22 protein-coding genes are annotated in these 24,471 nt (G+C 70.5%); 6 read left to right on the forward strand and 16 right to left on the reverse strand.

Translation table 11 applies throughout. The features are described from left to right. Positions 1-18 precede the first annotated feature (18 nt). The 8 genes from lysA (OG389_RS32275) to OG389_RS32310 all read right to left on the reverse strand — a co-directional run bounded on the left by lysA (OG389_RS32275) (position 19) and on the right by OG389_RS32310 (position 10,805). Positions 19-1,368, reverse strand: coding sequence for a diaminopimelate decarboxylase (gene lysA / locus OG389_RS32275; protein ID WP_328302221.1), 1,350 nt, complete (start codon positions 1,366-1,368; stop codon positions 19-21). A gap of 501 nt (positions 1,369-1,869) precedes the next feature. Then, positions 1,870-4,413 carry a sensor histidine kinase KdpD gene (locus OG389_RS32280; protein WP_328302223.1) on the reverse strand — a complete coding sequence of 848 codons (2,544 nt, stop codon included), beginning with the start codon at positions 4,411-4,413 and terminating at the stop codon, positions 1,870-1,872. Between the two features lie 10 nt (positions 4,414-4,423). Continuing rightward, positions 4,424-5,107: a response regulator gene (locus tag OG389_RS32285; protein WP_328302224.1), complete on the reverse strand. Its 684-nt coding sequence runs from the start codon at positions 5,105-5,107 to the stop codon at positions 4,424-4,426. Between the two features lie 123 nt (positions 5,108-5,230). Next, complete coding sequence (locus OG389_RS32290; protein ID WP_328302226.1) at positions 5,231-5,947, reverse strand: potassium-transporting ATPase subunit C; 717 nt, start codon at positions 5,945-5,947, stop codon at positions 5,231-5,233. 5 nt (positions 5,948-5,952) lie between these two features. Then, positions 5,953-8,052, reverse strand: coding sequence for a potassium-transporting ATPase subunit KdpB (kdpB, locus tag OG389_RS32295; protein ID WP_328302228.1), 2,100 nt, complete (start codon positions 8,050-8,052; stop codon positions 5,953-5,955). Beyond that, the gene (gene kdpA / locus OG389_RS32300; RefSeq protein ID WP_328302231.1) at positions 8,049-9,713 is read right to left on the reverse strand and encodes a potassium-transporting ATPase subunit KdpA; all 1,665 of its coding nucleotides are present in this window, start codon (positions 9,711-9,713) and stop codon (positions 8,049-8,051) included. Before kdpA ends, kdpB begins: the two co-directional genes overlap by 4 nt. A gap of 2 nt (positions 9,714-9,715) precedes the next feature. Beyond that, entirely contained in the window at positions 9,716-9,805 is a 90-nt protein-coding gene (kdpF, locus tag OG389_RS32305) for a K(+)-transporting ATPase subunit F (RefSeq protein ID WP_267724323.1), read from the reverse strand. A 241-nt stretch (positions 9,806-10,046) separates the two neighbouring features. Continuing rightward, entirely contained in the window at positions 10,047-10,805 is a 759-nt protein-coding gene (locus OG389_RS32310; RefSeq protein ID WP_328302239.1) for a DUF4118 domain-containing protein, read from the reverse strand. A 273-nt stretch (positions 10,806-11,078) separates the two neighbouring features. On the opposite strand from OG389_RS32310, the gene OG389_RS32315 reads away from it, so the two are divergent. Then, positions 11,079-12,956: an APC family permease gene (locus OG389_RS32315; protein ID WP_328302241.1), complete on the forward strand. Its 1,878-nt coding sequence runs from the start codon at positions 11,079-11,081 to the stop codon at positions 12,954-12,956. A gap of 219 nt (positions 12,957-13,175) precedes the next feature. Here OG389_RS32315 and OG389_RS32320 read toward each other — a convergent pair whose 3' ends face one another. From OG389_RS32320 to OG389_RS32330, 3 genes are all read right to left on the reverse strand, one after another. Beyond that, positions 13,176-13,982, reverse strand: coding sequence for an SDR family NAD(P)-dependent oxidoreductase (locus OG389_RS32320; RefSeq protein WP_328302243.1), 807 nt, complete (start codon positions 13,980-13,982; stop codon positions 13,176-13,178). Positions 13,983-14,579: 597 nt separating this feature from the next. Beyond that, positions 14,580-15,914 carry a diaminopimelate decarboxylase gene (gene lysA / locus OG389_RS32325; protein WP_328302245.1) on the reverse strand — a complete coding sequence of 445 codons (1,335 nt, stop codon included), beginning with the start codon at positions 15,912-15,914 and terminating at the stop codon, positions 14,580-14,582. A 13-nt stretch (positions 15,915-15,927) separates the two neighbouring features. Then, positions 15,928-16,290: an SAV_915 family protein gene (locus OG389_RS32330; RefSeq protein WP_328302247.1), complete on the reverse strand. Its 363-nt coding sequence runs from the start codon at positions 16,288-16,290 to the stop codon at positions 15,928-15,930. A gap of 303 nt (positions 16,291-16,593) precedes the next feature. On the opposite strand from OG389_RS32330, the gene OG389_RS32335 reads away from it, so the two are divergent. From OG389_RS32335 to OG389_RS32350, 4 genes are all read left to right on the forward strand, one after another. Further along, on the forward strand, positions 16,594-17,106 hold the full coding sequence (locus OG389_RS32335) for a universal stress protein (RefSeq protein WP_328302249.1): 513 nt from the start codon (positions 16,594-16,596) through the stop codon (positions 17,104-17,106). Positions 17,107-17,337: 231 nt separating this feature from the next. After that, positions 17,338-17,700, forward strand: coding sequence for a luciferase domain-containing protein (locus OG389_RS32340; RefSeq protein ID WP_443059482.1), 363 nt, complete (start codon positions 17,338-17,340; stop codon positions 17,698-17,700). A 147-nt stretch (positions 17,701-17,847) separates the two neighbouring features. Beyond that, the gene (locus tag OG389_RS32345; protein WP_328302253.1) at positions 17,848-18,072 is read left to right on the forward strand and encodes a hypothetical protein; all 225 of its coding nucleotides are present in this window, start codon (positions 17,848-17,850) and stop codon (positions 18,070-18,072) included. A gap of 514 nt (positions 18,073-18,586) precedes the next feature. Beyond that, entirely contained in the window at positions 18,587-19,351 is a 765-nt protein-coding gene (locus tag OG389_RS32350) for a phosphodiesterase (protein WP_328302255.1), read from the forward strand. Here the strand turns inward: OG389_RS32350 and OG389_RS32355 are convergent. Continuing rightward, entirely contained in the window at positions 19,324-19,614 is a 291-nt protein-coding gene (locus OG389_RS32355) for a DUF2087 domain-containing protein (protein ID WP_328302257.1), read from the reverse strand. The genes OG389_RS32350 and OG389_RS32355 overlap by 28 nt on opposite strands. 1 nt (position 19,615) lies before the next feature. Further along, complete coding sequence (locus tag OG389_RS32360) at positions 19,616-19,774, reverse strand: hypothetical protein (protein WP_328302258.1); 159 nt, start codon at positions 19,772-19,774, stop codon at positions 19,616-19,618. 207 nt (positions 19,775-19,981) lie between these two features. On the opposite strand from OG389_RS32360, the gene OG389_RS32365 reads away from it, so the two are divergent. After that, entirely contained in the window at positions 19,982-22,732 is a 2,751-nt protein-coding gene (locus OG389_RS32365) for a penicillin acylase family protein (RefSeq protein ID WP_328302259.1), read from the forward strand. 90 nt (positions 22,733-22,822) lie between these two features. Here the strand turns inward: OG389_RS32365 and OG389_RS32370 are convergent, their stop codons facing one another. The 3 genes from OG389_RS32370 to OG389_RS32380 are packed head-to-tail and all read right to left on the reverse strand — an operon-like array spanning position 22,823 to position 24,458. Next, positions 22,823-23,476, reverse strand: coding sequence for a hypothetical protein (locus OG389_RS32370; protein WP_328302261.1), 654 nt, complete (start codon positions 23,474-23,476; stop codon positions 22,823-22,825). Beyond that, a complete protein-coding gene (locus OG389_RS32375) occupies positions 23,473-23,931 on the reverse strand; it encodes a DUF6114 domain-containing protein (protein WP_328302263.1) in 459 nt (152 codons plus the stop codon). Before OG389_RS32375 ends, OG389_RS32370 begins: the two co-directional genes overlap by 4 nt. After that, complete coding sequence (locus OG389_RS32380) at positions 23,922-24,458, reverse strand: DUF6230 family protein (RefSeq protein WP_328302265.1); 537 nt, start codon at positions 24,456-24,458, stop codon at positions 23,922-23,924. Before OG389_RS32380 ends, OG389_RS32375 begins: the two co-directional genes overlap by 10 nt. Positions 24,459-24,471 lie beyond the last annotated feature (13 nt).

A 24,471-nucleotide genomic window follows, 5' to 3' on the forward strand; every position in this document is an offset into this window, starting at 1 on the left:
CCCCGAGCGCGGGCCGCCCTACAGGCCGATGTCCCGGCGGTTCATGTCGTCCATGGATTCACGGCGTACGAGCATCCGCGCGGACCCGTCCCGGACCGCGATCACGGGCGGGCGGCCGACCAGGTTGTAGCCGGAGGCCATGGACAGGTGGTACGCGCCGGCGGCGGGCACGGCGATGAGGTCTCCGGGTCGCACGTCGCCGGGCAGCGCGACGTCGTCCGCCACGACGTCGCCGGCCTCGCAGTGCCGGCCCACGACCGTGACCAGGGCGGGCAGGGCCGTCGAGGCGCGTCCGATCATCCGGGGCGCGTACCGGACCCCGTACAGGGCCGGGCGCGGGTTGTCGCTCATCCCGCCGTCGACGGCGACGAACGTCCGCCCCGAGGTCTCCTTGACCGTGAGGACCCGGTAGACGGCCACACCGGCGGGCCCTACGAGCGCCCGCCCGGGCTCGACGGTCAGGCGCGGTACGGGCAGCTTCGCGTGGGCGCAGCCGTCCGCCAGCTCGGCCAGGACCCGGTTGGCGAGGGTGGTGAGGTCGAGGCTGTCCTCGCCGGGCCGGTAGGCGATGCCGTGGCCGCCGCCGATGTTCAACTGGGGGAGTTCCAGGCCATGGTGGTCCCGTACCTGGGTCATGAGGCCGACCATGCGGCGCACCGCGGCTACGTACGGTTTGACCGAGGAGATCTGGGAGCCGATGTGGCAGTGCAGTCCCACGAGTGAGAGGCGGGGTTGGGCGAGGACCCTGGCGATGGCGTGCTGGGCGGATCCGTCGGTGATCGAGAGGCCGAACTTCTGGTCCTCCGTACCAGTGCGGGTCTTGGTATGACCGCCGGCCGAGATGCCGGGCACGACCCGGATCATGACCTGCTGGCGTGCACCGTCCGGCACGATCCCGGCCAGCCGGGCGATCTCCGAGGTGCTGTCGAGGACGATGCGGCCGACGCCGAGCCGGACCGCGGTGTACAAGTCCTCGGGGCTCTTGGCGTTGCCGTGCAGCACGATCCGCTCGGCGGGGAAACCCGCGGTCATGGCGAGGCCCAGCTCGCCGACGGAGCAGACGTCCAGCCCCAGGCCCTCGTCCTCGACCCAGCGGGCCATGGCACGGCACAGGAACGCCTTGGCCGCGTAAATGACGTCCGCTCGGGGGAAGGCCGTTCGGTAGGCGCGGCAGCGGTCGCGGACCTCGCCCTCGTCCAGGACGTACAGCGGGGTGCCGAACCGGTCGGCGGCGTCCGTGAGGGAGACATCAGCGACGGTGATGTCGCCTCCCGCGGCCGGGCGGGCCGAGGCTGGCCAGACCGCGAGTCCCTCGGAGGCTTCCGGGAGCGGAGTCGGGGCGGATGGGGACAGCGAGGTGACGGACATGGATACCCCTCAGCCGATCAGGAGGTTCGGGCCGGCCGGGGAGGGTTCGGAAGGCTCGGGGTCCTCGGGGTCCTCGGGGTGCGCCGCGGTAGGCATGGTGTTCCTCCTGGTCGGAAGTGCGCTGCGACGCTCGGGCGGGATGGCCGCGGCGTGCTTCGCCGAACGTACGCCCGCTCGTCGGGGGAGGCCCTCGCCGCTGACGCATGTTTGACGCGGCAGCCCGAAGCGCTGACGTGATCTTGACGGCGCCCCTGCGGAAGGCGGACCTCAGGCGTCGGACAGCCGGGCTTCCTGCAGGTCCAGCGAGCGCTGGAGCCGGCGGACACCTTGTCGATCCGGTCGCGGCGTGGGTGGCGGTGGACCTCGTCGACGGACTCGTACGGTCCTTCGTCGTCGCCGAGCCGTTCCAGGGCGAACTCGCCGCCGCGGCTGCCCCAGCGGACCGCGCAGGCCGCGACCGCGACGCTCACCGCGTCCCGGACGGGGTTGCCCGCGACCGCGTCACGTCGTGGCGCCCGTCGGGAGGTCGGGACGGGACGGGGGAGTTCCCTGCCTGACGGGCAGGGTGATGACCATGGTGAGCCCGCCGCCGGGGGTGTCCTCGGCGGCGAGGGTGCCGTTCATCGCTTCGAGGAACCCTCTGGCGACGGCGAGGCCGAGGCCGACTCCGGCGCCGGCGGGTGCGTCACCGTAGCGTTGGAAGGGTTCGAATATCCGGCCCTTGGCCTCGTCGGGGACGCCGGGTCCGCGGTCGACGACGCGCAGTTCCAGGCGCTCGGCGAGGGCGCTGGCCGAGACGAGGACGGTCTGACCGACGGGGTTGTACTTGACGGCGTTCTCGACGATGTTGGCGACGGCTCGTTCCAGGAGGCCGCGGTCGACGGAGACCATGGGCAGTGTCTCGGGGATGTCCAGGGCCACGCTGTCGTCGGGGACTCCCGCCAAGGCCATCGGGACGACCTCGTCGAGATCGGTCACGCGGATGATCGGGACGACGGTCCCGGTCTGGAGGCGGGACATGTCGAGGAGGTTGCCGATCAGGTGGTCCAGGCGGTCGGCGCCGTCCTCGATGCCTTCGAGGAGTTCGGCCCGGTCTTCCCCGGACCAGTCGACGTCGGTGGAGCGCAGAGAGGTGACGGCGACCTTGATGCCGGCGAGCGGGGTACGCAGGTCATGGCTGACGGCTGCCAGGAGCGCGGTGCGGATCTGATGGCCCTCGACCAGACGGCGGGCTTCCCCGGCTTCGTCGACCAGGCGCTGGCGGTCGAGTACGACGGCGGCCTGCGCGGCGAAGGCGCCGAGTACGCGGCGGTCCTCGGCGGGCAGGACCCGGCCGGTCAGGGCGAGGGACATGTTCTCGCCGATGGGCGTGTCTACGTCGGCGTCCTCGGGGCGGGTGACGGGGTTGCGCCCGGTGCTGCCCGCGCAGGTCCACGGGTCGACGTCCGTGCCGCGTTCCAGGAGCGCGACCGATTCCATGGCGAAGGTTTCGCGTACCCGCTCGAGCAGGGCGTCGAGGGCGGTTTCGCCGCGCAGGATGCTGCCGGCCAGGAAGGAGAGGATCTCGGACTCGGCGCGGAGCCGGGCGGCCTGGTGGGTGCGGCGGGCGGCCAGGTCGACGACGGACGCCACGGACACGGCCACTCCGACGAAGATCGCGATGGCCACGATGTTCTTGGGGTCGGAGATGGTGAACTCGTGCAGCGGCGGTGTGAAGAAGTAGTTCAGCAGCAGCGAGCCGAAGGCTGCCGAAGCGAGGGCGGGGAGGAGCCCGCCGAGGAGCGCTGCCGCCACGGTGAACGTCAGGAACAGCAGCATGTCGTTGGCCAGACCGAGGTCGGGCACGAGCTGGTTCAGCAGGACGGTGAGCAGCGCCGGGCCGGTGACGCCGACCAGCCAGCCCCGGATGATCCGGGACCGGCCGAGCCGTGCCCCGTGCGCGACGGGCAGGCGCCGACCCTTGGCGGCCTCGTCGTGGGTGACGATGTGGACGTCGAGGTCGGGCCCTGATTCCCGGGCCACCGCGGCGCTCACTCCGGGTCTGAAGACGGATTGCCAGGATCGTCGGCGGCTGACGCCGAGGACGATCTGGGTGGCGTTGCACCCGCGGGCGAACTCCAGCAGCGCGTCGGGGACGTTGTCGCCGATGACGTGGTGGAAGCTGCCGCCGAGGTCCTCGACCAGGGTGCGCTGGACGGCGAGTTCCTTGGGCGAGGCGGCGGTCAGCCCGTCGCTGCGGGCGATGTAGACGGCGAGGACCTCGCCGCCCGAGCCCTTCTCGGCGAGGCGGGCGGCCCGGCGGATGAGCGTACGGCCCTCGGGCCCGCCGGTGATGCCGACGACGATGCGTTCGCGGGCTTGCCAGGTCGCTCGGATGTTGTGTTCGCCGCGGTATTCGCGGAGGTACTCGTCGACGCGGTCGGCGACCCAGAGCAGGGCCAGCTCGCGCAGGGCGGTGAGGTTCCCGGGCCGGAAGTAGTTGGAGAGAGCCGCGTCGACCTTGTCGGACTTGTAGATGTTGCCGTGGGCCATGCGGCGGCGCAGGGCCTGCGGGGACATGTCGACCAGCTCGATCTGATCGGCCCGCCGCACCACTTCGTCCGGGACCGTCTCCCGCTGTCGCACCCCGGTGATCGTCTCGACGACATCGCCGAGGGACTCAAGGTGCTGGATGTTGACGGTGGAGACGACGTCGATGCCGGCCCGCAGCAGCTCCTCCACGTCCTGCCAGCGCTTGGTGTTGCGCGAGCCGGGGACGTTGGTGTGGGCGAGCTCGTCGACGAGGGCGACGGCGGGGTGCCGCGCGAGGATCGCGTCGACGTCCATCTCGGTGAATGTGGACCCCCGGTACTCCAGTTCGCCCCGTGAGATCTGTTCCAGTCCGTGCAGCATCACCTCGGTGCGCGGACGGTTGTGGTGCTCGACGAAGGCGACGACGACGTCGGTGCCGCGCTCCACCCTGCGGTGGCCCTCCGAGAGCATCGCGTACGTCTTGCCGACGCCGGGGGCCGAGCCCAGGTAGATACGAAACTTGCCGCGTCCCATGGTGCTCGCGTCATCCCTCGAAGCGGTAGCCCATGCCGGGCTCGGTGATCAGATATCTCGGATGTGAGGGGTCCGCTTCCAGCTTGCGGCGCAGCTGGGCCATGTACACCCGCAGGTAGTTCGTGTGCTCGGAGTACGTCGGTCCCCAGACGTCGAGCAGGAGCTTGCGCTGGCTGATCAGCCGCCCCGGGTTGGTGATGAGGATCTCCAGGAGGTGCCACTCGGTGGGTGTCAGACGCACACCGCGGTCGTTGCGCAGGACCTTCTTCGCGACGAGATCGACGGTGAAGTCCTCGGTCGTGACCACCGAGATCTCATCTGCGGGCGCTGGAACCTCCCGGCGGCGGACGGCGGCCCGCAGCCGGGCGAGCAGCTCGTCCATGCTGAACGGCTTGGTGACGTAGTCGTCGGCGCCCGCGTCCAGGGCGCGGATCTTCTCCTGGGACGTGTGCCGCGCGGAGAGCACGAGAATCGGGACGCCACTGCCCTCCCGGACGTCCTTGATCACGTCGATGCCGTCCATGTCCGGCAGTCCGAGGTCCAGCAGGATGACGTCCGGCTTGCGGACGGCTGCGAGCCTCAGGGCGGTCTTTGCGTCGGTAGCCGTCTCCACCTCGAACTTCCGTGCCTCCAGGTTGATCCTGAGCGCACGGATGAGCTGGGCGTCGTCTTCCACCACCAGCACCTTGATCATCGGTGTGGGGCCTTCCTCTTTCGGTGGGTACGGGTCGGAGCCGGCGGGAGGCCGAGGGCCCCTCACAGTCGAAGCGGTGGAACTCCGCGTCCCGCCGGCTCCAGAACCTTGCAATGCGGAACGTCAGCTCTTGGCCAGTGCCTTGAGGGCCGTGTTGAGTTCGAGGACGTTGACGCGGGGTTCGCCCATGAAGCCGAGGGTGCGGCCGGTGGTGTGGTCGGCGACGAGCTTCTCGACCTGCTTGACGTCGACCTTGTTCTGCTCGGCGATGCGGTGGATCTGGAGCCTGGCGTACTCGGGGGAGATGTCGGGGTCGAGACCGGAGCCGGAGGAGGTGACGGCGTCGGCCGGTACGTCCTCGGGCTTGACCGTGTAGGAGGCCGTGGAGTTGTCCGTGATGACGGCGTCCTTGGCTGCGACGACCTGGGCGCACAGGGTGCCTTCCTCCGCGCCCGCCGTGCAGAGGCCGTTGACGGCGCCGTTGTCGGCGGACCGGTTGGTGGCGCCCGAGAGGATCAGTGAGTACTGGGTGTTGACGCCGTTGGCGCCGAGGCCGTTGGAGGGGCGCGGCTGGAACCACTTGAGGTCCGGCTTGGAGGCCTCTTCGGCGTCGTCGGGGTTCCGCTTGGGGAGGTTGTAGCTCTGCCCGATCAGGGCGGAGCCGACGACCTGGCCGCTCCTGTCCTTGAACTCGGAGCCGTTGGCCTTGTCGTTGAAGACAGCCTGGGCGATCCCGGTCACGGCGAGCGGGTAGATGACCCCGCAGATCACGGTCAGAACGAGAAGGGCTCGGAGGCCCGCACCGATCAGGCGCGCTGTGTTGCCCACAGAGTTGTTCATTGGGTTCAGCCGATTCCGGGGATGAGGGTGATGAGCATGTCGATGAGCTTGATGCCGATGAACGGGGCGATGAGGCCGCCGAGTCCGTAGATTCCCAGGTTCCGGCGGAGCATTTTGTCGGCGCTGGTGGGTCGGTACTGGACGCCCTTGAGGGCGAGGGGCACCAGGGCGATGATGACCAGTGCGTTGAAGATGACGGCGGAGAGGATCGCGGAGTTGGGCGAGGTCAGGCCCATGATGTTGAGCTTGTCGAGGCCGGGGTAGACCACGGCGAACATGGCCGGGATGATCGCGAAGTACTTGGCGACGTCGTTGGCGATGGAGAAGGTGGTCAGGGCGCCGCGGGTGATCAGCAACTGCTTGCCGATCTCGACGATTTCGATGAGTTTGGTGGGGTTGGAGTCCAGGTCCACCATGTTCCCGGCCTCCTTGGCGGCCGAGGTTCCGGTGTTCATGGCGACGCCTACGTCGGCCTGGGCGAGGGCGGGGGCGTCGTTGGTGCCGTCGCCGGTCATGGCGACGAGTTTGCCGCCGGCCTGTTCCCGCTTGATGAGGGCCATCTTGTCCTCGGGGGTGGCTTCCGCGAGGAAGTCGTCCACGCCCGCCTCTTCGGCGATGGCCTTCGCGGTGAGCGGGTTGTCACCGGTGATCATGATGGTCTTGATGCCCATGCGCCGCAGCTCGTCGAAGCGTTCGCGCATGCCCTCCTTGACGACGTCCTTGAGGTGGATGACGCCCAGGACCCGGGCACCCTCCTCGTCCTCCACCGCCACCAGCAGCGGGGTACCGCCCGCGCCGGAGATCTCCTCCACCCTGGCGCCCGCGTCCGGGGCGACCGTACCGCCCTGCTCGCCGACCCACGCGGTGATCGAACCGGCGGCCCCCTTGCGGACCTTGCGGCCGTCCACGTCCACGCCGGACATACGGGTCTGGGCGGTGAAGGGGATCCACTCTGCGCCCACCAGCTCGCCCTGGTGGCGTTCGCGCAGGCCGTACTTCTCCTTCGCCAGGACCACGATCGAGCGGCCCTCGGGGGTCTCGTCGGCGAGGGAGGACAGCTGTGCGGCGTCGGCCAGTTCGGCCGCCTCGGCGCCGGTCACCGGGACGAACTCGGAGGCCTGGCGGTTGCCGAGGGTGATGGTGCCGGTCTTGTCCAGAAGCAGCGTGGAAACGTCACCGGCGGCTTCCACCGCACGCCCGCTCATCGCGAGGACGTTGCGCTGGACGAGGCGGTCCATGCCGGCGATGCCGATCGCGGAGAGCAGCGCGCCGATGGTGGTGGGGATCAGGCAGACCAGGAGCGCGGTGAGCACGATCATCGACTGCTTGGCGTGCGCGTAGATCGCGAAGGGCTGGAGGGTGACGACGGCCAGCAGGAAGACGATGGTGAGGGACGCGAGGAGGATGTTGAGCGCGATCTCGTTGGGGGTCTTCTGTCGGGCCGCGCCCTCGACCAGAGCGATCATGCGGTCGATGAAGGTTTCGCCGGGCTTCGTCGTGATCTTGATGACGATCCGGTCCGAGAGCACCTTCGTTCCGCCGGTGACGGCCGACCGGTCGCCGCCGGACTCGCGGATGACGGGGGCCGATTCGCCGGTGATCGCGGATTCGTCGACCGAGGCGACGCCTTCGACGACGTCGCCGTCGCCGGGGATGATGTCGCCGGCCTCGCAGACCACCAGATCGCCGATGCGCAGCTCCGTGCCCGGCACCTGCTCCTCGGCCCCGTTCACGAGGCGGCGGGCGACGGTGTCCGTCTTGGCCTTGCGCAGGGTGTCGGCCTGGGCCTTGCCGCGGCCCTCGGCCACCGCTTCCGCGAGGTTCGCGAAGATCGTGGTCAGCCACAGCCAGGCGGTGATCGCCCAGCCGAACCAGTCCGTCGGGTCCTTGATCGCAAGCACGGTCGTGACGACCGAGCCGATCAGAACGACGAACATGACCGGGGACTTGACCATCACCCGGGGGTCGAGCTTGCGCACGGCGTCCGGGAAGGACTTCAACAGCTGCTTGGGGTCGAAGAGTCCGCTGCCCACGCGCCCGCCGTCCGGCTTGTGGCCGGTGGGCGCGTCCTGGTGCGGAGCCCTTGTGGGTGTGGCGGTGCTCATGATGCGAGCCCTTCGGCGAGCGGACCCAGCGCCAGGGCCGGGAAGTAGGTGAGGCCGGTGATGATGATGATCGTGCCGACGAGGAGGCCCGCGTAGAGCGGCTTGTCGGTGCGCAGCGTGCCTGCCGACTCGGGGACGGGCCTCTGCTCGGCGAGCGAGCCGGCCAGCGCGAGGACGAACACCATGGGCAGGAAGCGGCCCAGCAGCATGGCGATGCCGATGGTGCTGTTGAACCACTGGGTGTCGGCGTTGAGGCCGGCGAAGGCCGAGCCGTTGTTGTTGGCACCCGAGGTGTAGGCGTAGAGGATCTCGGAGAATCCGTGCGCCCCGGAGTTCGTCATCGAGTTGCCCGGCGTGGGCAGTGCCATGGCGGCCGCGGTGAAGCACAGCACCAGTGCCGGGGTGATGAGGATGTAGCAGGCGGCGAGCTTGATCTCGCGGGTGCCGATCTTCTTGCCCAGGTACTCGGGGGTGCGGCCGACCATCAGGCCGGCGATGAACACCGCGATGATCGCCATGATCAGCATGCCGTACAGGCCGGAGCCCACACCGCCGGGCGCGATCTCGCCGAGCTGCATGCCCAGCAGCTGGATGCCGCCGCCCAGACCCGTGAACGACGAGTGGAAGGAGTTGACGGCACCCGTGGACGTGAGCGTGGTGGCCACCGAGAAGATCGCGGAGGCGCCGATGCCGTAACGCGTCTCCTTGCCCTCCATCGCCCCGCCGGCGACATCGAACGCCGGGCCGTGGTGGGCGAATTCGGTCCACATCATCAGGGCGGTGAAACCGACCCAGATGATGCCCATGGTCGCGAGGATCGCGTAGCCCTGGCGAAGGTTTCCGACCATGCGGCCGAAGGTGCGGGTCATCGCGAACGGGATGACCAGGATCAGGAAGATCTCGAAGAGGTTCGAGAAGGGGGTGGGGTTCTCGAAGGGGTGAGCGGAGTTGGCGTTGAAGTAGCCGCCGCCGTTCGTCCCGAGCTCCTTGATGACCTCCTGCGAGGCCACTGCCCCACCGTTCCACTGCTGCGTGCCGCCCAAGAACTGGCCGACCTCGTGGATCCCGCCAAAGTTCTGGATGACACCGCACGCCACCAGGACGATCGCGCCGATCACCGAGATGGGGAGCAGGACGCGGACGGTGCCGCGGACCAGGTCGGCCCAGAAGTTGCCGAGTTCACCGGTGCGCGAGCGCGCGAAGCCCCGAACGAGGGCCACCGCGACGGCCATGCCGACCGCCGCCGAGACGAAGTTCTGCACCGCCAGGCCGCCGGTCTGGACGACGTGACCCATGGCCTGCTCGCCGTAGTACGACTGCCAGTTGGTGTTCGCGACGAAGGAGGCGGCGGTGTTGAAGGCCTGGTCGGGATCGATCGCGACGAAGCCGAGCGAGCCCGGCAGGACGCCCTGGGCGCGCTGCAGGAGGTAGAGGAAGAGGACGCTCACGGCGGAGAAGGCGAGGACGGCGCGCAGGTAGGCGGGCCAGCGCATTTCGGCCGAGGGGTTGGCACCGATGGCCTTGTAGATCCACTTCTCCGGCTTGTAGTGCTTCTCGGAGGAGTAGACCCGGGCCATGTAGTCGCCCAGCGGACGGTAGGCCAGCGCGAGCGCGCCGATCAGCGCGAGCAGCTGGAGCGCACCAGCGGTTACGGGGCTCATGCTCAGAACCTCTCCGGATACACAAGGGCGAGGATCAGATAACCCAGCAGGGAGACGGCTACGACGAGGCCGACAACGTTCTCGACGGTCACAGCTTGGTCACCCCCCGGGCGATGAGAGCCACCAGCGCGAAAACCGCGACTGTGGTGACGACGAAGGCCAGATCGGCCATCGTGAGCTCCTGAGTGAAGAAGGGAAGAAATGAATCGGCCAGATGGCCGATGACGAGACAACCGTGTCTTCACCCGGGTGTTAAGACGCCTTGACGGGGTCCTTACGGCGGGACGGGAACCCTTGACGCCGTCCTTACGCGGCCTGCCACCCGCAGGCGGGTCAGCCCTGGTGGCGCAGGCCGGCCGAGTCCAGAGCGGCGCCCGCCTGAGCGGCCAGAGCGACCGCCACCAGACGGGCTTCCTCGGAGGGCAGGGGGCGACCGGGGTGGGGGTCGAGGAGGAAGCGGCCGTAGTAGTGCCCGCCCCCGACGACACGCAGCTCGGTCTGGCCCTCCGGCCAGTCTGCGTACGCAGTGATCCGGGTCCCGTGGCGCAACCACAGGTCGCCGCCGTGCTCGAGCCGGGGCAGGTTGCCCATCAGGGTGCCGTATTCGAAGCGGCAGGCGCGGAGCCCCAGCAGGCCTACGAGCGCCCGCCGTACGTACTCGACCACGCCCTCGGGGGAGCCACCGTCCTCGGCCAGCCGGGCGGTCCCCCGGAGGCTTGACAGGTGTGCGGTGCCGGTGACCACGACCGCCCGGAGACGGCGGGCGCGCACGGACAACCGCGAGACGATCAGGCCGACGACGAGCAGCAGGACGGCTGTCTCCACGTCGTCGCGGTCGGTGATGGCGAACCGCTGATAGGGCTCGGTGAGGAAGAAGTCGAACCAGGCGGCCGCCGAGAGCGCGGCCAGTGCCCCGGCCGTCCGGCTGCCCAGGGCGGCGACCGCGACCACGGCGACGACCAGGATCAGCGCGGTGTTCGTCGACGAGACATCCGTACGGAAGGGCGCGAGGACGAGCGCCACGAGGAAGGGCGCCAGGAGGCCCGCGATCAGGGCGATGGGGTCGCGGAGACGGAACCAGTACCCGGACATGTGATGCCTCCCGTCCGGACGAGCCGAATGTGGTTTGGAGCGCCGTCCAGAACCTGTCGGGCTGGTGGCACCCGGATCAAGCCTGCCCTTCCGCACATCCAGGGCAACGCGCGGCAGAGCTTCTTGACGGACCTCATATGCCTCCGCCAACCGTGCGTATGAAACACGTGAAGAGTGGCCGGTCCGGCGTACAGAACGTGCCAAGAGTGCTGGCGGCCACCCGGTGCGCCTCCGACGCTGTCCTCACTTTGCTCATTCGGAGGGAACGGCGAGATGGCCACAGACGTAGGGACGACGACCACGACCGCTCAGGGGCCGGGCCGGGAGGAGCCCCCTGATACGGAGGCACGCGGGCCAGGTGACCGGCACAAGCTGACCGCCGTCCAGGGTCTCGCCGCGCTGTCCCTCGACGCGATGGCGTCCGTCGCGTACGGACCGGAGTCGATCGTCCTCGTACTGGCTGCCGCGGGCGCGTACGGGATGGGGTTCACCCTGCCCGTCACCCTCGCGATCGCCCTGCTCCTCGCCGTGCTGGTGGCCTCGTACCGTCAGGTGATCGCCGCGTTCCCGGACGGCGGCGGTTCCTATGCCGTCGCCAAACGACACCTCGGCCGGCGTACGAGCCTGGTCGCCGCGGCCTCGCTGATCCTCGACTACGTCCTCAACGTCGCGGTGTCCGTCACCGCCGGCGTGGCCGCCCTGACCTCGGCCTTCCCGGGGCTCCACGGCGAGCGCGTCTGGATCTGCCTCGCCGTCCTGGCCCTGGTCACCGCCGTCAACCTGCGCGGCGTCGTCGACTCCGCCAAGGCATTCCTCGTACCGACCGCGCTCTTCGTCGGATCGATCCTGGCCATGATCGTCGTCGGGCTCTTCCGCGACGGCCCGGTCAGCACGGCCTCAGCCACCGGGCACGCCTCCGCGCTCGGCGAGGGGGCCTCGACCGTGGGTGCGCTGTTGCTGCTGAAGGCCTTCGCCGCGGGGTGCTCGGCGCTGACCGGCGTCGAGGCCGTCGCGAACGCCGTCCCGTCCTTCCGGAGCCCGGCCGCCCGCCGTGCCCAGCGCACAGAGGTCGCCCTCGGCGCCCTCCTCGGCGTCATGCTGATCGGCCTGTCGATCCTCATCGGCCGCTTCCACCTCCAGCCCGTCGAGGGCGTGACCGTCCTCGCCCAGCTGGCCGACGCCTCGTTCGGGCACAACGCGGCCTTCTACGTGGTCCAGTTCGCCACCATGGTTCTGCTGGCGCTGGCGGCCAACACGTCCTTCGGCGGGCTTCCGGTGCTGATGAGCCTGCTGGCCCGCGACAACCACCTGCCGCACTTCTTCGCCCTCAAGGCCGACCGGCAGGTGCACCGCCACGGCGTGGTCTGGCTGGCGCTCGTTTCGGCCGTCCTGCTGGCCTTCTCCGGGGGAGACACCAACACCCTCGTCCCGCTCTTCGCCATCGGCGTCTTCGTCGGCTTCACCATCTGCCAGGTCGGCATGGTCCTGCACTGGAACGGTGAGCGCCCGAAGGGCTGGCGGGCCAAAGCCGCCCTCAACGGCTTGGGCGCGCTGCTGACCGGCGTCTCGGCCGTCGTCGTCACCGCAACCAAGTTCGCCGAAGGCGCCTGGTTGATCGTGCTCGCCCTGCCGCTGATCGTCCTCGGCTTCGAGAAGGTCCACCGTGCCTACGCGGAGATCGGCGAACGCCTCGAACTGGGGCGGGTCCCGCAGCCGCCGCACCGTTCCCGGTCGCTCGTCGTGGTTCCCGTCTCCGGGCTTTCGAAGCTGACCTGTCAGGCCCTCACCGCCGCCCGCTCCCTCGGCGACGACGTCCTCGCCGTCACCGTCACCCACCCCACTCCCGAGGACCGGCGGACGGCCGAAGCGCTGCGCAGGGACTGGGAGTTGTGGAATCCCGGAGTCGAACTCGTCGAGGTCGCCCCGGACACCCGCTCGCTCGGCCGCCCGGTGTCGGCGTACGTCCGCAAGCTCGCGCGGACCCACCCGGACGCCCAGGTCACCGTGCTCATCCCGGAGACCGAACCCGCCCACCTGTGGCAGCGCATGCTCCAGAACCAGCGTGGCTCCGTCGTCGCCCACGCCGTACGTCGCGACACCGACGCCGTCATCTGCCGACTGCGCTTCCGGATCACCGCCGACGCACGCTGACGAGCCCTTGACGGCGGCTTGACGCGTCTCGTGCGCCGCGGTCAAGAGGGTGCCGATTCCCCCGGCCCGCCTACGGGTGGCCGGTGGAACGGGCAGTAGTTTTCTGCCCGTTCCACCGCCCGGGATCCCATCAGCAGCAGGGTTTGCTGCCGTGGTTGGAGCCCTTCCTGCGGCGGGACCTCTTCTTGCGGGCGCGCTTGGACATGTCCGGTGATCCCTTCAGGCGGTGTGGCCGACGAGGAGGTCGGCGAGCTTGTTGAGGCGCTTGATCGTGCGGTCGTCGGTGGCGGCGGCGGCCGGGGAGACGCGTTCGGAGCGGTCGTAGTAGGCGCCGTTGACGATCCCGGTGGCCGGGTCGCAGAGCCGTACGACGTGCTGGGCGCCCTCGGCGGCGGAGTCCCCCTCGTTCCCGTAGACGGAGAGCAGGCCGGTCTCGCAGATCCCGGGGTGGACGGAGACGGCAGTCACGCGCGGGTCGGCGGCGAAGACGGTCAGTGCCAGCTGTGACTGCGCGTAGGCGGCGAGGCGCGAGTAGCGGCGGATGCGCTGAGGGTCGTTCCACTGGATGGCGGCGGTGCGGTGGAGGGAGGAGGAGACGTTGACGACCCGTCCTCCCGGATCACCGGTCAGGGCGGCTGCCAGGAGGTCGGTCAGGAGGTAGTGGGCGAGGAAGTTGACCTGGAAGGCGATCTCGTTGCCGTCGGTGGTGAGGGTATGGCGCTCGGGGGCGGCGATGGCCGCGTTGTTGACGAGGACATCGAGGCGCGGGTGGTCGCGGACGACTCCGTGGGCCAGGTTCTCGACCTCCTCGAGGCGGGCGAAGTCGGCGGCGAGCGGGCGCACGAGGCTGCCGCTGACGCTGGAGGTGGCGATGAGCCGGTCGGTGGCGGCCCGGGCCTCCTCGGCGGTGCGGCCGTGGAGGAGGACGAGAGCGCCGCGTTCGGCGAGCTGGCGGGCGGTCTCGTAGCCGATGCCGGAGGTGGCGCCGGTGACGAGGACGGTACGTCCGGACAGGGGTGAAGGCATGTCGGTTCCTGGGTCCTGGAAGTGGGCACGGCTGACCGGCCCGGCGCCCCGGCACGGGGCGGGTATGGGCTCAGCTCATGCGGTGAGGATGACGATGCGTACGGAGCCCGGCCCGGCTCTTCGCGCCAGGCCGAGGGGCAGGTACGTGGATGACGCGCGGCCGTCGTCAGATGGCCGGGCGGACAGCGGGCGCCGTCGGCCGCACCCGATGCGGGGGCCGATCGTCGTAGCGCGGACCGTTGTTCATGCCCCCATCCCAGCGGATCCGGGCCGGGCGGGCAAGATCCTGAACGGGTCCCTGACGGCCTTCTGATGTGCGTCGGGTGCCGACGAAGCGCATGGTCCCACCGTGGGGGTACGGGCCGATGTGCCCGCGTGCCGGTCAGCCGTCGCACACCACATGAGCCGTCCGGCTCCCGGTGGGGACACCGGGGCCGGGCGGCTCGCGTGCGCGGACGCGGGGGTCACATGCTGTGATGCCGATGGATCACCGACCGTGAAGTCAGGGGGCGTCACATGCCCGTATGAGCCCTTGGTGCGTGCGGTGATCGGCCGGTGGCGCCGTGAACTACCGGGCAACCGTCGCTCGAGGCGGCCCTAGTCACCGATGTCACGGCGGCGGAAGTCGTCCAGCGTCTCGCGCCTGACCAGCATCCGGGCCGCACCCTCGTGGACCGCGATGACCGGGGGGCGGCCGACCATGTTGTAACCGGACGCCATGGACAGCTGGTACGCGCCCGCCACCGGCACGGCGAGCAGGTCACCAGGGTGGATGTCGCCCGGCAGATCGACGTCGGCGGCGAGGATGTCGCCCGCCTCGCAGTGCCGGCCGACGACCGTGGCCTTGCGTGATCCTGCCGTGGAGTGGCGTCCCACGAGCCGGGGCGCGTAACGCACCCCGTACAGGGCGGGCCGCGGGTTGTCGCTCATGCCGCCGTCCACGGCGACGAAGACCTTCTCGCCCGTGTGTTGGACGGCGAGCACCCGGTACAGCGCGACCCCCGCCGGTCCGGCTATCGCCCGGCCGGGTTCGATGAAGAGCCGGGGCACGGTCAGCCCGACGGTGGTGCAGCTGCCGATCAGCTCGATACGGAGCTGTCGGGCGAGCAGCGTGAGGTCGAGGGCGGGTTCGCCGGGCCGGTAGGCGATGCCGTGGCCGCCGCCCATGTCCAGCTCGGGCAGGACGATCCCGTGCGTGTCGCGGATGCGGGCCAGCAGCCCCACCATGCGGCGCAGGGCCACCAGGTAGGACTCCACATCGGTGATCTGGGAGCCGATGTGGCAGTGCAGGCCGGTGAGTTCGAGCTGTGGCTGGCCCAGGATCCTCGAGACGGCGTGCTGAGCGCCCCCGTCGGTGAGGGACAGGCCGAACTTCTGGCCGTCCGTACCGGTGCGGATCTTGTCGTGGCCGCCGGCCGAGACCCCCGGCACGACGCGCACCATGACCTTCTGGTGGCCGTGGGGGCCGACGGCGGCCGCGATCCTGGCGATCTCGGACGGACTGTCGATGACGATCCGCCCCACCCCGAGCCGCAGGGCGGTGGCGATGTCCCGGGGCGACTTGGCGTTGCCGTGCAGCACGATGCGCTCGGGCGGGAAGCCGGCGGTCACGGCGAGTTCCAGCTCGCCGGCGGAGCAGACGTCCAGGCCGAGGCCCTCCTCCTGCACCCAGCGAACCATGGCCCGGGAGAGGAACGCCTTGGCCGCGTAGAGGACTTCGGCGTCGGGAAACGCGTCGCGGTAGGTACGGCAGCGCTCGCGGACCTCGCTCTCGTCCAGGACGTAGGCCGGGGTGTCGAACCGCTCGGCGATCTCCGGGAGCGACACCCCGCCGACGGCCAGGCCTCCGTGCGGGAGCCGGGTGGTGGAAGCGGGCCATACGGAGAGGTCATCGGCGCTGGCCGGAACCTCCGGGAGGGCGGCGACGGTCATGGTGTGATCCCCTTCAGAGGGGCCGGGCAACGGCCTCGGGCCCCTGTGCAACGGGAGCGGTGACGGGACCGGTGACCGTTGCCGCGATGACCGCGGGAGCCGTGAGGGTCGGGTCGACGGTCAGCAGGGATATGCCGAGCGGCCCGGCCATCGCGCGGAGGGCCGCCTCCGAGAGCCGGATCCAGGGCTGCCCGGCGCCGAGCGTGGCGGCCAGTCGCTCCGCGCTGGTGAAGCCGACGGTGGTGCGGGCGCCCAGCGGGGTGCGGAACAGGCGCACCACCACCTGCGCGGTTCCCGGTCGGGCTGGTACGTACAGGGGCCCGGCCGGGGCCCGTTCTTCGGGCTCGGGGTCGTCTTCGTACTGGAACAAACACATGGGGCCCTCCCAGGGGAACCACGAGTGGCAGTGACGGCCCCGGGTGCGGGGAAGCGGTCCGGGGCACGACATCGAAGCTATCCCCGCGTCCTCGCCGCCGTGGACACCCCATGACGGGACCTTGACGGCTACCGGTCGACTCCATACGGATCACTGACGGGCGGCTCCGGGCGCCGTCAGGTGCCCGTCACGTACCCGTCATGGTTTCCGGTTCCCGCGTCAGAAGGCCATCAGCGACCACCCCGCAGGTTCACAGCGGGCCCTTTCATGGAATCCGGCCTACGGAGGGTGAGGGAAGAAGCTGTGCGAAGAGTCGTGGTCGGTGTGAGCGGAACCCCGGGCAGCCTGGCCGTACTGCACCGCGCCGCCGCCGAGGCCAGGGTGCGCGAGGCGGAACTGTGGGCCGTCATGGCCTGGCAGGCCCCCGGAGGTGAACTCGGGAGCCGCAGCGCGTGCAATGCGTCGGCACTCGCGCAATGCCGCGGCGCCGCCGTCGAGCGGCTGCGCGAGGTCCTGAGCACGGCCTTCGACGCGGAGAGGCCCGGTGTGAGCCTCGCCGGCCTGACCGTACGCGCGACACCGGGCGCGGCCCTCGTGGACACCGCCCGCGGCTCCGACGACCTCCTCGTGGTGGGTACCGGATCGCGCACCGCGCTGAGCCGACTCATCCGGCCCTCGGTGGCCCGCTACTGCCTCGCACACGCCGCCTGTCCGGTGCTGACCGTCCCGCCCTCCCCACTCGAGGCCGAGCTGGACGCCGTACACCGCCGCAATCTGTGGCACCTGCCCCTGGACACGAGGGAGCTGGCCCCGTGAACCGCCCATGGTCGCCGAGGACGGCCAGTGGGCCGGTGACACTGGGGCCGCCTCGGTGACCTGGCACGAGGAGATCGCCCACCGCCTGGCAGCCGGGTGGTGTCCGAGTGCGCGTCGAACCGGATCGGCTTGAACCGAGACGGTGTCATTGCGCCACGGGCCTTGTGGCGGAACGCCGCGGGCGGGCAGGCTCGAGGCATGAACACGGCTAGGCATGCCAGTGAACAGCTGATGAGTTGGCCCTCGCTCGCCGAAGGCCGGCCCACGTGTGGTGCCGCACTCGGTTTGAACGCGGGGGCACATGAGATCGTCCACTTCCACGGGGAGCACGAGGCCGATGTCCACTTGACTCGCGCGATGATCACGACCCTGCGGCCGGCCCTCGCCTCCTCCACAGCCATCCGGCTGCGGACCGGCTCGGAATGGGTGACGGTACGCCTGGACATCGACTCCGACATCGACCTGCTGGCGACCCTTGTGAGCGCCGCACTCAAGGCGTCCACCCGGGCGGAGGCGGACATCAGCGGAAGTCGCCCGGGCCCCTGCTCACGCGATGGAGGCTCGGTCACTGTCGGCGGGGCGGCCTGCGCCTGAAGATGATCCAGCGCACGTGGCATGTGGCATGTGGCGCGTGCGCGCCGCCGCCCCGTTTCGTAGTCGACGGGATGCGGGCCGTCACTGTGCGTGTCAGCCTGTTTGGAGGGGAATCCGTACCCCACGCAGGGACGAGGAGGCGCCGTCATGGGCGGTAAGCGGGAGAAGCGTCGGGAGCCGGGCAAGGGCAGCGAGGCGCAGGAGCACCGTCGCGCCGGAGACCCCGCGCGGCCCCAGCCCGGCAAGCCGTCCCGTGAGCGGGGGCAGAAGCAGGGACAGGACCAGGGCCAGAAGCCGGGCGAGGAGGAGACCTCGCGCCGCGCCGAGGACGACCTGCTGCGCGAAGAGGACCTGCACGACGAGACGTTCTGACCGGCGTCGGTCAGTAGCCGACGGTGAAGCGGCGCTGGACGGAGCGCGGCAGTTCCGCTTCGTCCTCCTTGGCGTGCGCGGCGTCCTAGGCGTGCTCCACGGAGATGCGGCTGCGCCCGTCCGCTTTCAGGACCATCTGGGCGCCGCCGATCCGGAACCGGCCCGTGCGACTCCGGGCCCGATGATCAGCACGTCGAGGCCGGGTATGACGGCGGCGACCGCGGCGGCGCCGAGGACGTCGACGCTCTTCCTGATCGCCGCCCGCTTGGAGGACCACGGGGTCTCGTGACGACCCGCTCGCGGTGCGTGTCACGCGGCCGCCGGGACTGGCCGGCGGGGGGCCGGTGGGAGTGGAGAGGGGTGAGAGTGGGGAGGCGCCCTTGCCCTGCGCCCGCACGGCACCACGGGGCACTGCACCGCACCGCACCGCACCGCCGTGCACCGCACTGCACCACCGTGCACCGCACCGCACCGTGCATACAATCCAGCTCCCGGACCGAAGGAGCCACCACCCGTGATCGTGATAGCCCACCTCAGCGACGTCCACCTCGACGGCGGCGGCCGGGCCGCCGAGCGCACCCGCCTCGTCATGGAGTACCTGGAGGGGCTCCCGTACGCGCTCGACGCGGTGCTGGTCAGCGGGGACATCGCCGATCACGGGACCGCGGGGGAGTACGAGGAGGCGCGCAAGGCCCTCTTCTCGCGCCACCCGTTGGTGGTCTGCCCCGGCAACCACGACGACCGCGCCGGCTTCCGCCGCGGGCTGCTGGGGGAGGACCGCCCGTCCGGGGGCCCGGTCGACCAAGTGCTGCGCGGCGAGGGCTTCGTACTCGCGGTCTGCGATTCCTCCGTCCCCGGTGAACACCGTGGGTACTTGGAGGACTCGACCATCGCCTGGCTGGACGGGGTGCTCACCGACACCCCGCGCGAAGTGCCCGTACTGGTCGCTTTCCACCACCCGCCCGTACCGCTGCACATCCCGTACGTGGACGGGATCCGGCAGTTCGGCGAGGAGCGGCTGGCGGAGCTCGCCGGGCGGCACCCGCACCTGACCGCGTTCCTGTGCGGCCACGCCCACACCGGGGCGGCCACCACCTTCGCGGGGCGGCCGCTGCTCGTGGCGCCGGGTGTGGTGTCCACGACGCGGCTCCCGTGGGAGGCGGCGTCCGGGGAGAGCGAGTACATCCACGCCGACGAGCCGCCGGCCGTCGCCTTCCACGTCATCGGCGAGGACGGCCGGCTGACGACCCACTACCGGGTGGTCATGGCCCGCCGGTAGCCCGAGCCGTCGCGGGTACGCGTGAGGTACCCGGCGATGACCAGGTACCGCCGCAGCGCCGCGCAGTCCTCGTGGACGGTGCGCAGCAGCTCGTTGACCTCGGGCTCCGTGTAGTCGAGGTCCGCCGCGAACAGGGTCTCGGTGAGGTGGACGAGCAGCTGCTCCCGGCGGGCCGCCTTGCGCGGGATGGCCGTGAGGCGGCCGGTGGCGGTGAAGAGGTCGGCGACGCCGCGTTGCGCACGGGGTTCGGTGCTTTGTGACATGTCAGCGAGCTTTGCCCAGACCGGTATCCCCGGGCAACCGGTTTTCGCTCCTGGAATCCGCCTCCGGGACGAGTTCCAGCCGGATCCGGCGCCGTGCGCGGTCCACCTCCACGAGCGTGACGAGCACCTCGGCCCCGGGTTCGAGATCGGCTCCGTGCACCAGCCCCTCCTCGCTTCGTCGGTGGTCACTACGTCTCCGACCCGCAACCCACCGAGGTACGCGCGCACCTCCTCGGCCGGCGTCCGGTCGGTCCGCACGCAACGCCCGGCGCCCGCACAAAAAGTGACGGTCGTTCATCTTACTGAGTGGTAGCACCTGCCAGTACCCTCCCCGTGACCGGTTCCTGCCCCCCACGGAGGAGCACGTATGCCACGCCCCACAGCCCGTACGAGAACAGTCGTCGCCACCGCGCTCATCGCACTCGGCGCGGCGCTGCTGACCCCGGCGGCGGCCGCCGCGGGGGCCGATGCCCCCGTGCCGCTCCCGATCGCCGACTACTGCGGACAGCAGTGCGCGGACATCCTGCCGCCGGGCCAGAGCGGCAACGCCACCCTCGCCCAGATCCTGGCGCACAAGGCCTTCGGCACGCTGCCCGCCCACACCTCCGACCAACTCGCGCGCTACGACTCCCTGGTGGCCGGGTACCCCGGCCTCACCGACGCGAAGGTCAACGACTTCTTCAACGACGCCTCCTTCGGAGTCCCCGGCGACCAGGTGGAGTCCACCAGCAGCCCGCGCTCCGACGTCACGATCACCCGGGACAAGAAGACCGGTGTTCCCCACATCAAGGGGACCACCCGCTACGGGACTTCCTTCGGCGCCGGCTACGCCGCCGGCCAGGACCGCCTCTGGCAGATGGACCTCTTCCGCCACGTCGGCCGGGGCGACCTGACCCCCTTCGCGGGCGGCGCCCTCGCCAATCAGGGTCTGGAGCAGCAGTTCTGGCCGCAGGCCCCGTACACCGAGGCGGACCTCCAGGCCCAGGTGGACCGGATCCGGACCACCGAGGGCGAGCGCGGACGGCTCGCGATGGAGGACGCCCAGGCCTACATCGACGGCATCAACGCCTACCGCGTCCAGTCCAAGAACGGCCGCTACTTCCCCGGCGAGTACGTGCTGACCGGGCACATCAACTCCATCACCAACGCCGGTGAGATCCAGCCCTTCAAGCTCACCGACCTGATCGCCCTCGCCTCCGTGGTCGGCGGCCTGTTCGGCGGCGGCGGTGGCGGGGAAGTGCAGGCCGCGCTCTCCCTGCTGTCCGCGCAGCAGAAGTACGGTCTGGAGGAGGGTACCCGCGTCTGGGAGTCCTTCCGCGAGCGCGAGGACCCGGAAGCCGTGCTCACCGTGCACGACGGCGCGAGCTTCCCGTACGCCCAGAAGCCCGCGAACCCGCAGGGTACGGCCCTGCCGGACGCCGGCTCGGTCACCGCCGAACCCCTCGTCTACGACCGTACGGGCGCGGCCGCGAGCGCCGCGGCGGCCAATCCGCCCAAGCTGATGAAGCCCAGCATGTCCAACGCCCTGCTCGTCTCCGGCGCGAAGACCGCGAGCGGTCGTCCGGTGGCCGTCTTCGGCCCGCAGACCGGCTACCTCGCCCCCCAACTCCTCATGCTCCAGGAGCTCCAGGGGCCCGGCATCAGCGCGCGCGGCGCTTCCTTCGCCGGCGTCAGCATGTACGTACAGCTCGGCCGCGGGCAGGACTACGCATGGAGCGCCACCTCCGCCGGCCAGGACATCACCGACACCTTCGCCGTCGAACTGTGCGAGCCGGGCGGCGGCGCCCCCACCAGGACGAGCACCTCGTACCTCTACCGGGGCACCTGCACGCCCATGGAGAGGCTGGAACACACCAACGCCTGGAAGTCCTCCGTGGCCGACTCCACCCCCAACGGCTCCTACCGGATGCAGGTCTGGCGCACGAACTACGGCATCGTCACGCACCGCGCGACCGTCGCGGGCAAGCCCGTGGCCTACACCGCGTTGCGCTCCACCTACCGGCACGAGGCCGACTCCATCATCGGCTTCCAGATGCTCAACGACCCCTCCTACGTGAAGGACGCCCGCACCTTCCAGGAGGCGGCCCAGCACATCGGCTACGCCTTCAACTGGTTCTACGCCGACTCGCGCGAAGCGGCCTACTACAACAGCGGGTTGAACCCGGTCAGGCCGGCCGGAGTCGACGCCGCACTGCCCGTACAGGGCAAGCAGCAGTACGAGTGGCAGGGTTTCGACCCGGCCGCCAACACCGCCGCCTACACCCCGCCCGCCCAGCACCCGCAGTCCATCGGTCAGGACTACTACATCAGCTGGAACAACAAGCAGGCCAAGGACTACGGCGCGGCCGGATTCGGCATGGGCTCCGTCCACCGCGGTGACCTCCTCGACCAGCGCGTCAAACCGCTCGTCGCCGCCGGCGGGGTGACCCGGGCCAAGCTCACCCAGGCGATGGCGGACGCGGCCGTCACCGACCTGCGCGCGGAGAACCTGCTGCCCGAGCTGCTTGCCGTACTGCGCAGTGCTCCCCCCACCGATCCGGCCGTCGGCGCCGCGATCGACAAGCTCGCCGCATGGCAGGCTGCGGGCGCCGAACGCAAGGAGACCGCGCCCGGTTCGAAGGCGTACGGGCACGCGGACGCCATCCGGATCATGGACGCCTGGTGGCCGCTGCTCGTCGAGGCCGAGTTCAAGCCCGGCCTGGGCGCGCCGCTCTACGACGCCCTGCGCGCCTCGCTGTCCATCGACGAAGCACCCAACGCGGGGCACGGGCCCACCGGTTCGCATGCCGGATCGGCCTTCCAGTACGGCTGGTGGAGCTACGCGGACAAGGACCTGCGTACGGTGCTCGGCCTCGCGGTGTCCGGTCCGCTGGCCCGGTCGTACTGCGGCGGTGGCTCGCTCGCTGGCTGCCGGGACGCCATGACGGCGACGCTGAAGCAGGCCGCCGCCGCCACACCCGCTGCCGTCTACCCGGCGGACGGGACCTGCGCCGCGGGCAACCAGTGGTGCGCGGACGCGATCGTGCAGCGTCCGGTGGGCGGCCTGGCCCATCCGCAGATCAACTGGCAGAACAGGCCCACCTATCAGCAGGTGGTGGAGTTCCCCGCCCACCGCTGAGGAAGCGCTCGCGCGAAGGCCCGCCGGCTCCGGATCGCTCCGGGGCCGGCGGGCCTCCTCGTGCGGGCGCGAGGCGCGGCGCGGGGTGTGTCAGGGTCCGACGCTGATCTGCTGCGCCGGGTTGGTGGTGTCGGTGACCTTGTACAGGGCGTTGAAGGTGGACGAGGTCGCGCTCGTCGGGCAGCCGAAACCACCGGTGACGGTGACCGGCACCGAGGCGTTGGTGAAGGTCAGGCTGGGCGGGGCGCCGTTCGTCCAGGACCCGGCGACGCCCGCCGGTCCGAAGGGAGCGCTGGTGACCGTACAGGTCGCCAGACCGGTCGTGTGGACGACGAGCCCGCCCGGCGGCACGTTCATGGTGGCGGTGATGGGGGAGCCGTTCTGCATCGACACCGACCAGGCACCGCTGGTGGTGACCGTGGGGGTCACTCCCGGGATGCTGGAGGTGCACGAGCTGTACGTGGGCGGCGAGATCGGGGAGGAGACGGGCCCGGCCGCGTTGTGGTTGCCGGGTGCGGCCGGAACCGTTCCGGTGGATACGGAGACCGAACAAGTCACCGTGACCGAACCGGCTTTGAGGGTGGCCTTCCCGCTGAGGGTGGCCTTGAAGGCGTGCCCGGCCGGGGTGACGGTGGTCGACCCGGCCAGGGGTAACGGAGCGGCGGTGGCGGAGACCGCGGCGAGGGACAGGGCTCCGGCCGCGGCGGCCGCGGCGAGCGCGAGGGTGGTACGCGTACGGCTCATGGCGTTGCTCCTTGGGGGTCGTGGTTCTGTGGGGGAGCGGATGTGGGGGATGCGGCCGCGGGGGATGCGGATACGGGGGGTTCGGCCGTGGGGGATGCGGCCGCGGGCTGGGCCCCGTACGGCTGCCAGGCGAACATCAGGCCGCCGCCGAGGATGCCGAGCAGGGTGCCGATCAGGAACCCGCCGAGGTTGGACAGGACCAGCGCGGCGGTGGCGATGAGGGTGGTGAGGACGCCGGCCAGGCTGCGCTGGGCCGGGGAGAACCAGGCGGTGATTCCGAGCACGATCATGACGATGCCCATCAGGACGGACGGGATCCCCGCCACTCCCTGCTGGAGCATGATCTTCAGTGGCGCCAGCGGCAGGGCACAGATCTCGGCCCCGGCGAGGACGGCGAAGAGCCCGCCCCAGAACGGCCGGCCGCGCCGCCACCGCCGCCAGCGGGTCAGAAGCATTCCTTCTTGCCCTTGCTGATGCTCATGTTGAGCCCGGTGAGCTTGAAGCTGCCCGCGTTGGTGGCCCAGGCCGTCTGCTGGAGGCCGGTGATGCTGACGGTGTCGGCCTGCTGGGCGAACAGGTCCTGCATGCCCACCGCCTCCGCCGGCCCCTTGTCGAGGGTCGAGGCGTCCCGGCCGATCTCGATGTTGGTGAAGACCGCGTCGCCGGACAGCTGGGTGGCGTCGACGAAGAGGTTGCTCGCCTCGACAGGTGCCTTCTGGCCGGCGGTGAGGTTGAGCGAGATGTCGCCGATGACGGGGAGGGTGGTGACCACCGACTGGCAGAGGCTGTTGAGCTTGGCCTCCCTGATGGCCGTGACCGCCACCGGGATGAGTTCCTGGCGGGCGTTGACGTCCACGCTGCCGTACTGCGCGAAGCCCTCGCCCTGCAGGCTCTTCGCCGACACCTTGAACTGCTGCCCCGATACGGCGAAGGAGGCGGCGAGCGCGCCCTGCGAGAGGGCGATGCCGAGCCCGGCGGTCACGGCGACGGCGGGG

The organism is Streptomyces sp. NBC_00435, from assembly GCF_036014235.1.
Classification (GTDB): Bacteria; Actinomycetota; Actinomycetes; order Streptomycetales; family Streptomycetaceae; genus Streptomyces.